Source organism: Streptomyces sp. NBC_00258 (assembly GCF_036182465.1).
Taxonomy (GTDB): Bacteria; Actinomycetota; Actinomycetes; order Streptomycetales; family Streptomycetaceae; genus Streptomyces.
The window spans coordinates 4,919,941-4,932,563 of the sequence record NZ_CP108081.1; the positions used below are offsets into that span (position 1 = coordinate 4,919,941).

Here is a 12,623-nt window from a genome sequence, read left to right on the forward strand (position 1 = left end):
CGGCACGGCTCCACGCCCCGAGGAGTTCCTTGTCCCTGCCCCACCCCGACTTCGACCCATACGACAACGTCGGTCGTACCGGCGAGCAGATTAAGGGCCGCTGCGGCAGCCGGCCCACCACCGACGACCTGCACCGCTGGGCCGCCCACGACGCCAAGCAGTTCACCGACGGCCTCACGATCGAGGACGCCGGGCAGAGCGTCATCGCCTGGACCCGCCGGCTGTACCAAGTGCGCACGACCGCCGAGTTCCAGGCCGTCGCCACCGCCGTCCTCGGCGACGGACACAGCGCTCTGAGCGAGTTGCACCAGTTCCTGGAGTCGGCCGCCGAGTGGTGCGAGCGCAACTACGAGCCGAAGATCGCCGAACGGTACCGCCGGCACGCCGAGCAGCTGTCCGAACTCGGAGACGAACTCAGCTACTTGACCGACGACCACCTCGCTGACACCTACCGGCGCACGCACCCGTCAGCCCCGGCACAGCCCACGAGCGGCCCCGTGGCGGCACCCGCGCCACCGGCCGCGCCCGCACGCCGCTTCTCCCGCTGACCCGTCCCGTCGACAGGAAGACTCTCTGTCCACTCGTTCTGTCATCGCCCGCCCCACCGTCACCGGCTACGCCGGGACGTACGTCCACTGGGACGGCTACCCCAGCCATCACCTGCCGCTGCTGCTCACCGCGCACCAGCACCGGTTCGCCGGCGACACCGAGGCCCTGGCCGCGTACCTCATCGACGACGCGCCGGAAGGCTGGTCCTCGCTAGGCGCCGACCTCCTCGACGGAGCGCCCGGCGCCCTGCGCGACCGCCTCGCCGCCGGCCGCGACCGGCCCGGCAAGCGATACCCGGCCCGGCCGACCGTGCCGCCTCTGATCTACACGGAGCGGACGGCGTCCCGCCTGAACTGGGGATACGTCCTCCACCCGCACGGCATCGAAGTGATCAGCGCGCCCGGCGTGGAACGCGGTCCCCTCGTCGGGTGGAGCACCGACCCCCGCGTCCGGCTCCGCGACACCCCCGGCCTGTGGAGGCCCGACCAGCCGATCCCGGCCACTACACCGCCCCAGACCACCGCGCGGACCAGCACACCTGCTCCCGCCGCAGCCCGGCCGGCCCCCACCTCGGCTCCGGCGCTGCGCGCCCGCTCGCACTGACCCGCCCCATCCCCCAGGAGACTTGTCTGTCCACCCGTGCGGTCATCGCCCGCCCTACCGCCGACGGCTATGCCGGCATGTACGTCCACTTCGACGGCTACCCCGACAGCAAACTCCCGCTGCTCCTGACCGCCTACCAGCACCGGTTCGCCGGTGACGTGGAGGCGATGGCCCGGCACCTGATCGACGAGGTCCACCACGGCTGGGAGGAACTGGGCACGGACCTCCTCGACGGTGCTCCCGCCGGCCTGCGCCGCTCCCTGACCGGGGGCGAGGAGTACCCCAGCCGCCAGCTCACCAACGTGTACAACACGGACGGCACCCCGGCCGAGCGTGAACTGATCACGCAGGACGGCACCGAGGACCTGGAGTGGGCCTATGTCCTGCACGAGTCCGGCATCGAAGTGATCGGCCTGCTGGCGTACGACCGCGGACCCGTCGTCGGGTGGGACACCAACCCGCGCAGCCGCATCGTCGCCGATCCCGGTGCATGGAACCCGAATTCTCCGGCGCCGGTCGTGCCGCCGCGTACCGCCCCGCGCCTGTCCGCCACTGCTCCTGCATCGGCGCCGACGCCCCGCAAGGCCGCCCGCCGATAGCCCCGGCAGCCCGCACCGTCCCTACCGAAGCCCGCCCGGAGAAGCCCCTGTCGCCGCACCCTCACTCGAAGATCACCGTGGTCATCGCCACCCAACTCCGCCCGGAGCGGCTGGCGTTTCTCGCCGCCATGCACGCGAGCCTGTGCCGCCAGAGCGTCCCGTGGGAGGCCGTCATCGCCCTCGACGGCGCCGACCCCACCCGGCTGCCCGCCGCGCTCGCCGCCGACCCGCGCATCCGCACCCTCGCCCTGCCGCGCCCGGTCGGCGCGGCCTGCGCCCGCAACTTCGCCCTCAACGAAGTGCGCACCAAGTACGTCCAATGGGCTGACGACGATGACGAGTTCACCGACTGGGCCATGGCGCTGCGGCTGCGCACACTGGAGGAGACCGGGGTGGGCTGGTGTGCCGGATACAGTCAGGACCTGCACGCGGACGGGTCCACGACCCTGTGGCGGTGCCCGACGCCGCCCGGCCGGCATGAGGCCGGGGACGTATGGCGGTACTGGAAGGACCCGGCCGACACCATCCCGCTCGGCCCGACCACCCTCCTGGCCCGAACCGACCTGGTGCGCGCGGCCCCCATGGGCGGTCTCGTACAGGGCGAGGATTACTGCGCTCTCGCGATCACCTGCCTCGCCCCGGGAATCCTGCTGCCCGTTCCGGTCTACCGGTACCGCAAGCACGCCGCCCAGATGACCGCGCAGGACTCCTACGACGAGTTGGAGGGAAAGGCGCGGGTCTTCGCCCACCGGTTCGGTGCCAGCCTGCACGCCGCAGCGCGCGCTCTCCGCGATTCCGCCTCCTCCGCCGCGTAGTTGAGGCGCCCCGTTTCATCGCCCGCTCCCCGATCCCACCGGAAGAACCATGCCCAACGACCCCGACCAGGACAGTCCCCGAGAGAAGATCCTCATCTCTCCCCGCTACCTGGCCGCCAGCCTCCCCAATGACCATCAACAGCTCCTGGACATCTTCGCCGAGGAAACCGCGTGGAGCGCACACGCCGACGCGTCGTCGTTGACCGTGACCAGCCCATGCCGACGCATCACGATCCGCCACGACCAAGCAGTGGTGGGCCGAGGCCCTCATATGGTGATCTCAGCCCGCACCGACGAAGAAGCTGCTGAGCGCTGGCGTGCGGATATCGCGGGCAATGTGCCGATCGAGTTCGTCGCCAGGCTCATTGGCACCCTGGCAGGCGAACTGGCCGCCGATCCGGATCACGTCGTCTACGGCATCGGCGTCGAGCCCGGCCTGCTGGAACTCTACGTCGACGTCGGCTCTTGGACCCACTTCGACGACTTCGGGCTCTCCGGATTCATCTCGCATGACGGACACGCCGCCGTGGTGGGCCGCCCCGTGGACTCGCCAGCGCCGCCCATCCACGGAGACTCATCCATCACCTGGCACCTGGCCGCTTCCCCGGAAGACCTCGGCCATTTGTGGGACATCTCGTTCACGGAGAAGACGCCGCCCTTCCTCATGCACGCGGTCGTCGCCGAGACACTCGATCCCCGACCCACCCTGCGCTCCACGTCCTTCCCTTTCCCCGCCGCCGTCGCCCCGCTGGTGACCATCGAACGGGTCTCATCGCCATCCCGCCGCCCCTCGGCGCAGCTTCCGCACGCCGAATCACCGCGCACCCCCGAGCCCAAGCGCGCCCCGAAGACCCGCTGAGCCCCGTCCGTCTGGACGAACTCGCCCGCGGTCTCGCCCCACCAGGACCTTGATGCCCATCCCCTCCGCCGAGATCACCCTCACCACCAGCCGCTCCCTGGGGCTCGTCGCCATCGCCTCCGGCAAGAAGTACCCGCAGGCCCATCAAGCGCTGGAAGACGCCGGATTCAGGCGTCTGCCCAACGGTGTGTTCACCGCTCCGCTGGCCGACGCGCAGGCTGCCCGGGCCACCGCCAGCGCCCTGGTGCATCACGCCCACGAACACGGCGCCACCATCATCACCAGCAGCCGGCCCTACCTCGGCGACATCGGCACCGAGATCGCCGCCCGGCTGCCCGGCACCTGGAGCGCCGAGCTGGAGATCTACAGCCACCCGCTGTGGCAGGAAGACCTCTGGCCCATGCTGTGGGAAGCCGGGGAGATATACCGGGCCCTCGAAGACCACCGCATCCCCTTCGCGTCCGTCCTGAAGAACGGCACCGGCACCGAGCTGCTGCTGATCGAGCGGCCCGGTCACCGCAGCGGATACCTTCTCGGCGCTCTCACCGACCGGGAGCAAGAGGACCCTCACGACGATCCCACCACGCCTCACAGCATCGTGCTGCCCGCCGATCCCGGCCTCGCCGCCCACGCCGTCACGCACACGTTCCTGCCCGCCTACCGTCGCGCCCTGCACAACCAGGACCTGAACAACGTCCTGCGCGCCCTGGAGCGCATCCGGGAAGAGCACCAGACTCTCCAGGTGATCAAGGAATCCGGCCGGTACAGCGACGGCGTTCCGCTCGGCAACTCCCGCCTGATCTCAGGACTGGAACGGGACTTCGCCGACCACGCCTGGCTGTCCTACCGCGACGTGCTCGAACATGCGCCGGTCCTGCTTACCCGCTGCCGTCCCGCCGCCACCCCCTGGCCCGATGACGCCGCGGCCCTGACCCGCCTTCGCGAGGCACTCGACCACAGCCAGGACGCCTGGAGCGAATGGAACGACCTGCGCCACGACCTGTACTCGATCCCCCGCACACTGCCGGCCCACGAATGGAGCCAGGTCCGCGGGCAGCTCGGCCTCGCCGTCCTGCCCGCGATCGAAACGTGGCTCGCCGACAGCGAAGCGTTCGAGCGCCAGGCCCGCGCCGCCGTACCGGGCGGGCCGGCCGCGCTGTCCGCGCCCAGCCCGCGACTGCTCACCGCCCGCCCCGCGCCGCTGCCCGCCCCGCGCTCCGCGGCAGCGCATCGCTGACCGCTCAAAGTAAGGATTCGCCTCTGTCTGAACACTTCCGCTTCGGCGCCCATCCCGACCACGGCTTCGTGGCCGCCGCCACCGCGAACATCCCCGCGCACCTGGCCGACTGGTTCCTGGTCCGTGAACAGTTCGAGCCGGTCCCCGAGACCCCGGGTCTGTACCGGCTCACCCACCCCCAGCAGGACGGGGTCCGCCGTACCCGCCAGGCCGTCCTCGACCTTCGCCGACACGGCTACGAGGTGCAGGCCGACTACCCCCTCGACCCCGCCCTCACCGCCGGCCCACCGCAACCGGCCGTGCGCAACAAGCTGATGGAGCGACGCAACCCCATCGCGCAGGCAGCGGCCACCCGCTCCCCGCAAAGGCTCACCGCCCCGACAGTCACCCTCCCTGAGTTTGTGCCGCAGACCGCCGCTGTGCCCGTGGGCGACCGAGCACAGACAGCCGGAAAGGGGCGGAGCCGATGAGCGACGAAGCGATCCGCATCACCCGCGGCCTGGGCGGCGAAGTCGAAGTCGGTGGCCCGGTCGATGCCTTCGCCGCGAGCGTCCTGGCCCGTGCCGGATTCGACACCTATCCCACGCTGCGCGGCGTGTGGATCCGGTTGCCGTTCGACCTGGGCCGTACCTGGGAGAACGAACACGCCACCTGGGCTGCGGAGATACTCACCGCCGCCCGCTACAGCGTCGACCTCGATCCTGACCTGTGCCCCACTCCGGCCGCAGCCTCCGCACCGCCGACGCTGCGCCGCACGGAGACCGCGATGACCGCGCAGCCCTCGCCCGCCGGCACCCCGCGGCGGCCACGGCGCTGACCCGGCGTCCCAAGACGAAAGCCCGCTGCCCTGACTTCCTCCGCCGAGATCACCCTGCACCTCGCCGCCGGCAACACGATCGTCGCGCTCCCTAGCGGGGAGCGGCACCGGTGGGCCACCACCGCCCTGGAACTGGCGGGATTCACCCGGCACCAGGACGAGGTCTACCGGCTGTCCCTCGACAACCACGCCCAAGCACGCGAGGCGCTCACACAGCTCCACCAGACGGCCCGCGACTGCCAGGCCAAGGTCATCGCCAGTGAGCGTCCTTATCTCGGCGACATCGCGCACGACGTCGCCGAGGGCCTTCCCGGCCAGTGGGAGGTGGACATCGAGCACTACCCGGACGGCTCCATCCCCTCCCACCTGCTGGACTGGGTGTGGGAGGCCGGTCCCGTGCTGTCCGTGCTGGTGAAGTACCGCAACTCCGGTGCGGCGATCCTGCGCGACGGCGGCGGCACCGAACTCCTCCTGGCCGAACGCCCGTGGGACGGCCAGTACCTGGTCGCTACTCTGCTTCCCTCCCCGGACCACCTCCACGTGATCGGCGCAGGGCCACGCACTGTCGCCGCCCCCACCGCCCGTGCAGTCGCTGCAGAGGTGCGCTCACGCCTCCTGCCGGAATTCGAGCAGCTGGTGAACCTTGCGCGGCTGCGCGAAGTGCAGGAAGACCTGGACTGGTTGCGGGACGACGTCGAGCCCGGCACCGTGCCTTACCCGTACCCCGCGGACCTAGAGGCCGCATTGGAGCGTTTCCTCACCCACGCGCCCTACCTGATCGCGGCCAGTCGCTGCGCCGGTGCCAAGCCCCTGGCCGAGCAGGATGCGAAGGTTCTCGACCGCTTCGAGACCCTCCTCGCCTCCCTGACGCAGTCCAGCGACGACGCCGGAAGCGGGCTCGAACCGGGCGGCACCGATGAGGCCATGGCGGTGTGGCTCGAGTCCGGCGAGGCCCTGGTCGCGGTGGTCCGCAGCGCCACCGTCGCTTCGTCCCAGGGACCCTCCCGCCCCACCGTCTCGACCAGCACGCCGCCGAAACCGCCGGCGGCTGCTGCCGCCACCGGGCGGACCCGCTGACCGTCCACCACTGCCGCCTTGCCGAGGCCACTGCCCGGGGCGCTAGCACCCCGCCCAGGTCGCGCAGAACGCCCGGAACACACCGAAACACTCCTGACAATAAGGAGATTCGCCCTCATATGGCCGTCCGAACGACGTGGAACATCGTCCACAGCTGTGGACACGAAATCTCGCATGATCTTTCCAACCGCCCCGCCGACCGGCGGGCCGGATTCGCCCGCTGGCTGGAGGGGCGCGACTGCACCGACTGCTGGAAGGCCGCCCGCGACGAGGACAGCGCCGGCAAGGAGGAGTGGCTGGCCGCCAGGCGGGCGGAGGAACAGCAGGCCGCCACCGAGTGGGCCGAGAGGTTCGACATGCCGCCGCTCGAAGGACCCGAGAAGGCTCTCGCCTGGGGTGAGCGCGCCCGCCACCAGCTCGTCACGACTGCGTACAGCGCGCTGGTGACCGAAGGCAGCTGGGACGAGGCCGACTGGGCTGCCCTGGAGGACACGATCCGCACCGTCACCCGCGTTGGGTGGTGGATCGATCAGCGCGACGCCGAGGGCACTGACCTGCCCGAACTCCTGGATGCCGCCACCAGCGACGACACCGGAACCGAGAATCCGTTCCGGTAGACACAGCGTCTTATACCCGACGATCACCGGTTACCGAAACCGGGGATCGTCCGGATCCTTGTTCCTCCCACCGCCTCCCCTGCGCGTGATAGTGGAAGGAACCCCCTGCTGTGCCCGACGCCATCTCCCGCCATCCGCATGCCCCAGGTGACGTCGTCACCCCCGAACGGGACATCACCCACCAGCACTTCCGGCCCGGCGACCAGGTCGTCATCCTCAAGGGCACCTCCGGCAGCGAGCTGTGGGGAGACGCCTACAAGGTCGTCACGCCCTCGTGGCACACGCCGACCGACGAGGACGGGTGGCGGCTGTACGACCCGGCCGGCGGCGAGCGCACGTACCTCACCGCTCACCCGCGCTACCTCGTCCATCTCTCCAACCGCTGCCCGGACTGCCTCATCTACCAGCAGGCGCTGCGTACTTACCTCGTCCCACGCCTGGCCGGCGCCGAACAGGACGTCGACTGCGGCTGGTACTCGGTCAACCACCTCAATCAGGTGGTGCACGTCGCCGACGCCCGAGGCGGGCGATGACCCCCAGCCCCGAGCGCAACGCGGCCCTGGCCCGCGCGGCTTCGATCGCCATCGAGACGGTCGCCGGTACCCAGTGGCCCATGCGCCTGGCCGAGGCCCTGCGTGATCTGGACGCGACGTGGCAGGAGTCAGCCGAGGTGTGCGCCGACGTCGCCTGGCAAGCCCGCGCCGCCGGGAACAGTGCGCTGGTACTTCTCGACCCCGAGCACGTCACCGACCCCGGCCCCGGCCCCGGCCCGGTGATCTGGCGGACGTACCGGCACCTCTACCTGAGTGCCCTGCGCTACGACTTCCGGTGCCGCTCCATCGAATCCCTCCTGAACCAGGTGCCGTTGAGCGTGCTGAATGCGGACCCGTACAGCTGGGCGCTGTACGCCTTCGCGCGCCTGGGCCAGTCCCGCTCGGATGGCCTGGCCGTGATGGAACAGGTCCTCGCCACCGCATCGGATCACCCCAAGACGCTGCACGTCCTGCTGCACGGAGTGTGGCTGGGCGGTCTGCTTCCCGGCCGCGCGGACGCGCTGCTCGCCCTCGTGGACCGGCTGCCCGAGGGCGGTGGAGACGATCCGATCGCGCAGTTCCGCAAGGCTTCGGCGCTGCGCGCGCTGGGCCAGTACCGCCAGGCGCGCACGGCCATCGAGCGCGCCCTGGAACTCCTGCCGCCGGGCAACCTGGCCGTCCACTCCGACCTGGTGCGCGAACACACCCTGATCACCGCCGCGCACGACCTGACCCAACTCGCCCGTAGGCGCCGGAAGCCCACCTCACAATGATCATCCGTATCCGTCCACGCGACACCAGCCCCAGCGAGCCTCTCGCCGAAGCCCTCGGCCGCCCGGTCAGCGACCAAGAGGGCCTGACCGAGCACACGGTGGTCGCCCACTGGCCGGGGCTGGACTATTACACGCTCGACGACGAGCAGAAGTCCTGGACCTCCGCCGAGTGGGCCGAGCTCCTGGACGACCCCAGCTGGCAGCACCCCTTCGCGGCCAGTGCGCAGGACGACCGACGCGCCATCTGGCACGCGGATGTGCGCCTGCACGCCTGCGACCGCGACCTCACCGGCCCCGAGTGGTCCGAGATCGCCCACCGGATCGCCCGCATCGCGGGCATCCAGCGGCCGGGGGACGACCACGGCTGCCGCTGGATCGCCGTCCAGGCACAGCCCGGCCGCCTCGACCTTCTCGCCAACCTCATCCGCCCGGACGACACATGGACCACGCAGCCCCACCGGCTGCTTCCGCTCCTGGCAGCCGAGTGCCGACGTATCGAGGCCGAGCTGGACCTCCGTTCTCCCCTCCTCGGCCCTGATCCAGGACAGACCGCCCGCTTCGCGGAGCGCTCCACCGCAGCGGGCAACGGCGCTTCACCAGGCGCTGCCGACGCCACCACTCAACTCGCCGGACTGCTCCGCCAGCTCGCCGACGAGAACACCGGCCCGCTCGCGACCGTGCGCGGCCTCGTCGAGCACGCAGCCCACCGTCTCGATCGCCTCCCGCACGCCTACGGCCCGGCCGCAGGACACCAACTGGAGCTGATCGCCCGCCGCTTGCACGGCGTCCAGCAGGACCTCGACGCGACCGCCGCCGCCCTGCCCGCTACCGCACGGCCGGTGCCCCTCTCGACCCGGATGACCGCCTCACCTCCCACGCCCGGCACCCGGCTGACCCACTGACCCGACAGAAAGCACAGCTTCTTGGCCTTTGCCGATCGCTTCCTGACCCTGGGGCGCGACACGCACTCCGGAGAAGTCCTCGCCCACGGCGGCGATCCGGAAGCCCACAGCATCCTTCAACGCACCGGCTTCGTCCCCGTCGTCCGCCTCCACGAGACCTATCACCGCCTGCCCATCGGTCTCGACATGGCCGAGGAGGAACGTCTCGCCACTCGCGCCGTGGCCCGGCTGCGCGCTGTGCGCTACAACGTCGACGCCGATGACGCCTTCGACACCGAGACGCGCGAGGCGCACTACCAGCCACTCGGCTCGCTGGTCGCCGACCTCGCCGAGCGGATCCGTGAAGCCACCACGAGCGGCGAGGTCGCCGACGCGCTGACCGAACTGACCGCCTCCCACGACGGAGTGCTCATCGCACTGGGCGAAGTCCTCACCGCGACCGCCGCCTTCTACCAGGGCCTGGGCCAGTCCCCGGATCCGCACACCGCAAAGCGGCTGCAGTACCTCGGCGAGCACCGGCTCGGCGTCATCCGGTCCAACCTCACCCACATGCGCAACGACCTCGCCGACCGGCACCAGAACCACCCCCAGCGCCGCGCGTGCACCGCCGACGTCGGGCCGGACGAGCACGAAGCCTCCGCCGTCTGCGCCTGTCCTGCACCCCCGCCGCGCCTGGCCACCAGCCCCGCCGCCGCACCCACCGCAGCAACCCCGGCAAACAGGCGGCGCTGACCCCCGCCCCCTTCCTTTCTGAGGAGACCATGCACGACCCCACCCCCGACACCACTCTCGGATCATTCGCTGCCGTCCTCGCCGGCGAACTGCCCGGCGCCTGGACCAGCACGTACCACCCGGACCGCGGCGGCAACAACGACCACGACGCCCTCACCGACCACGTGTGGGACATGAACGATGTCGCCGACACCCTGGCCAAGCACACCGTGGACCACTGCGCCGTGCTGACCCGCGACGACGGCAGCCGACTGTTCGTCGCGGACCCGCTCGGGCACGGAGAGGGCTACCTGATCGCCGCTATGGCCCCCACCGACGCCCCGGCCGAAGCGTTCCGTGGCGTCCGCGAGCCCGACGGAATCGCGGTGGACGCCGATCCGTTCAGCGCCGCCGAGGACATCCATTACGACCTGCTGCCCCGGTACGACAAGGCCCTCGCCCAGGTCCGCACCAACGCCGCCCGCCTCACGGCGCCACCGGACGTCGAGCCGGAACACGTGGTGATGACCTGGTCCGGCGACGCCCTCGTCGTCGACAAGCCCGACCGCGACGACATCGTCCAGGCCCTGACCGACTACGGCTTCGCCCTCGACGCGGAAAACGACGTCTTCGTCCTGCCCGGTGACGACTCCGCGCACCAGGCCGCGTCCGTACGAGCCGCCGGCCACCGCTTGTCCGACCTGGGCGTCGGCGTCGTCCTACGTAATCCACCCGCCCGGCCCGCCCTAGGCACCACCGCGGTAGCGCCTCCGAGCCCGCCGGTCACCTCTCCGCACCGGGGCCGGTGACTCTCCCCCACGAGGACGAGCCGACATTCCTCGTCCTGGATTACGTGACCATCACCCGGGACCCGAAGACCGCGCTGGTCGTTGCCATCGGGGGCGACCAGCGCGCGGCCGGCCTCCTGCAGACCGACGGCGGCTTCCATTCCGCCCCAAGCCCACTCGGCGACTACCACCGCCTGCCGCACGCCCTGCCCGTCGAGGAGCAGCGTCAGGGTGCCACCGCCGCAGCCCATGCCCTGCTTCTGGCTGGTGGGTACAGCGTCCATCTCGACCCCACGCTCAACACCCTGGCCACCCAGGGCAGCGACCGGCAAGCCGCCCACCGCCATCTCGAACAGCTCACCTCACTCGGCAGCGATGCCGACAATGACCGGCAGGTCGCGGCGGTCCTGACCGAGATCGCGGCACCCGACGACGGCCTGCTACCCCGCCTGACGCAGTCGCTGCTTGCGACCTGGGCATCGTGGGGCCGGCGTCTCAAGGACACCGGCCGTGACCCGCAGGTGGCGATGCAGCTAGGGGTCATCGTCAACAAACTGTCCACCCTCACCTGGCAGATCGAGCAAGTCCGCAACGACGTCGACCGGACCGGCCCCGCACCACAGACCCACCCCCGCCCAGTGTCCACAGCGCCCTCGCCACTGGCTGCGCCCGCCGTTCGACAGCGCTGACCCGATCCCAGAACAGGAGCATGCCGTACGTGGGAAACCGCGCCGACGACGAAGGCACCGACGTCGAGATCTACATCAAACCGCTGACCGACACGGTCCACGCCGACACCCCCACCGATGCGCCCGAGGAACTCCTGGCCCTGCTCGACAGCCTCGGCTTCGAACGCAAGACGGCGGCGACGGCCGGGCCCGTCTATGTCTGGCACGAGGTCCCCAACCGCCTCACCGAGGCCGAGAAGAAGAGGCTCGCCACCAGCGCCGTTCCCTCGCTGCTCGTGGCCGGATACCTGGTCAACATCACCAACGCCGTCTGGGACGCCGCCGCCTATCAGGAGGCCGCAGAGGCAGAGCGCCACCAGCCCGTCGCCGCAGCCGCGCCGCACACCGCGACCGCCTCCGTCATCCGAGCCCACGGCACTCCGGCGACACCTCGTCGGCGGTGAGCCACAATCGAAAGGATTCCGCTCGTGAGCCTGGCGGACGAGCACGAGGTCGACGTCGAGTTCTATCACCGCGACGGAACGATCTACGTCGATACCCGCACCAGCGCCCCGGAGCAGCTGCTCGTCCTGCTCGACAGCCTCGGGCTCGAACGCCACGGCGGCGAGGGCGAGATCTGGCATCAAGTCCCCGACCACATGGACGAGATCGCCATGAAGGACATGGCCGATCGGGCTGCGTGGCTGCTGACCCGCCACGGCTTCCAGGTCTCCATCGATGCGGGCCTCTTCGGCGGCACCGCCTACCGCGCCGCCCTCGCCGCATCCCCAGCACACCGGCCGGCACCCGCGCCCGCAGCGCCTGCCCCGAGCGCGTCGCGCCCTCGCCGTACGCGCTGACCACCCACCGCGCCGACCCCGCACGGGGGGCGGCCCAGCCCTCACCTGGAGGACCTGTCACCCGCGAAACCGACCGCACCCCACCGCCCATCACAGCCGACCGCAAGCCGCGCCTGGTCACCGCCCTCTTCCGCCGCTACCTGCGTGCCGTCACCGCCGGCAGCAGCACACGGACCAACCTGCTGGCCGGCGGGCACCCCGAAGCGGCCCTCGAC

Annotated in this window: 17 protein-coding genes; all 17 read left to right on the forward strand. The window is 70.9% G+C overall.

What is annotated here, in order from left to right:
* Positions 1 to 29: 29 nt before the first annotated feature.
* Complete coding sequence (locus tag OG718_RS21830) at positions 30 to 548, forward strand: hypothetical protein (RefSeq protein ID WP_328844939.1); 519 nt, start codon at positions 30 to 32, stop codon at positions 546 to 548.
* Between the two features lie 474 nt (positions 549 to 1,022).
* Positions 1,023 to 1,751, forward strand: a complete 729-nt coding sequence (locus OG718_RS21835; RefSeq protein ID WP_328844940.1) for a hypothetical protein — start codon at positions 1,023 to 1,025, stop codon at positions 1,749 to 1,751.
* A 77-nt stretch (positions 1,752 to 1,828) separates the two neighbouring features.
* A complete protein-coding gene (locus tag OG718_RS21840) occupies positions 1,829 to 2,566 on the forward strand; it encodes a glycosyltransferase family 2 protein (RefSeq protein ID WP_328844941.1) in 738 nt (245 codons plus the stop codon).
* Positions 2,567 to 2,615: 49 nt separating this feature from the next.
* On the forward strand, positions 2,616 to 3,425 hold the full coding sequence (locus OG718_RS21845; protein ID WP_328844942.1) for a DUF317 domain-containing protein: 810 nt from the start codon (positions 2,616 to 2,618) through the stop codon (positions 3,423 to 3,425).
* 52 nt (positions 3,426 to 3,477) lie between these two features.
* On the forward strand, positions 3,478 to 4,662 hold the full coding sequence (locus OG718_RS21850; RefSeq protein ID WP_328844943.1) for a hypothetical protein: 1,185 nt from the start codon (positions 3,478 to 3,480) through the stop codon (positions 4,660 to 4,662).
* 68 nt (positions 4,663 to 4,730) lie between these two features.
* Entirely contained in the window at positions 4,731 to 5,132 is a 402-nt protein-coding gene (locus tag OG718_RS21855) for a hypothetical protein (protein WP_328844944.1), read from the forward strand.
* Positions 5,129 to 5,479: a hypothetical protein gene (locus OG718_RS21860; RefSeq protein WP_328844945.1), complete on the forward strand. Its 351-nt coding sequence runs from the start codon at positions 5,129 to 5,131 to the stop codon at positions 5,477 to 5,479. Before OG718_RS21855 ends, OG718_RS21860 begins: the two co-directional genes overlap by 4 nt.
* A gap of 324 nt (positions 5,480 to 5,803) precedes the next feature.
* A complete protein-coding gene (locus tag OG718_RS21865) occupies positions 5,804 to 6,556 on the forward strand; it encodes a hypothetical protein (RefSeq protein ID WP_328844946.1) in 753 nt (250 codons plus the stop codon).
* A 119-nt stretch (positions 6,557 to 6,675) separates the two neighbouring features.
* A complete protein-coding gene (locus tag OG718_RS21870) occupies positions 6,676 to 7,173 on the forward strand; it encodes a hypothetical protein (protein ID WP_328844947.1) in 498 nt (165 codons plus the stop codon).
* A 110-nt stretch (positions 7,174 to 7,283) separates the two neighbouring features.
* Positions 7,284 to 7,706: a hypothetical protein gene (locus tag OG718_RS21875; RefSeq protein WP_328844948.1), complete on the forward strand. Its 423-nt coding sequence runs from the start codon at positions 7,284 to 7,286 to the stop codon at positions 7,704 to 7,706.
* Positions 7,703 to 8,479, forward strand: a complete 777-nt coding sequence (locus OG718_RS21880) for a hypothetical protein (RefSeq protein WP_328844949.1) — start codon at positions 7,703 to 7,705, stop codon at positions 8,477 to 8,479. Before OG718_RS21875 ends, OG718_RS21880 begins: the two co-directional genes overlap by 4 nt.
* A complete protein-coding gene (locus OG718_RS21885) occupies positions 8,476 to 9,381 on the forward strand; it encodes a hypothetical protein (protein ID WP_328844950.1) in 906 nt (301 codons plus the stop codon). The genes OG718_RS21880 and OG718_RS21885 overlap by 4 nt, the downstream gene beginning before the upstream one ends.
* Positions 9,382 to 9,402: 21 nt before the next feature.
* The gene (locus OG718_RS21890; protein ID WP_328844951.1) at positions 9,403 to 10,113 is read left to right on the forward strand and encodes a hypothetical protein; all 711 of its coding nucleotides are present in this window, start codon (positions 9,403 to 9,405) and stop codon (positions 10,111 to 10,113) included.
* A gap of 29 nt (positions 10,114 to 10,142) precedes the next feature.
* The gene (locus tag OG718_RS21895; RefSeq protein ID WP_328844952.1) at positions 10,143 to 10,901 is read left to right on the forward strand and encodes a hypothetical protein; all 759 of its coding nucleotides are present in this window, start codon (positions 10,143 to 10,145) and stop codon (positions 10,899 to 10,901) included.
* Positions 10,898 to 11,569 carry a hypothetical protein gene (locus tag OG718_RS21900; RefSeq protein ID WP_328844953.1) on the forward strand — a complete coding sequence of 224 codons (672 nt, stop codon included), beginning with the start codon at positions 10,898 to 10,900 and terminating at the stop codon, positions 11,567 to 11,569. The genes OG718_RS21895 and OG718_RS21900 overlap by 4 nt, the downstream gene beginning before the upstream one ends.
* A gap of 20 nt (positions 11,570 to 11,589) precedes the next feature.
* Positions 11,590 to 12,012, forward strand: a complete 423-nt coding sequence (locus tag OG718_RS21905) for a hypothetical protein (RefSeq protein ID WP_328844954.1) — start codon at positions 11,590 to 11,592, stop codon at positions 12,010 to 12,012.
* A gap of 24 nt (positions 12,013 to 12,036) precedes the next feature.
* A complete protein-coding gene (locus tag OG718_RS21910) occupies positions 12,037 to 12,408 on the forward strand; it encodes a hypothetical protein (RefSeq protein WP_328844956.1) in 372 nt (123 codons plus the stop codon).
* The last annotated feature ends 215 nt before the right edge of the window (positions 12,409 to 12,623 follow it).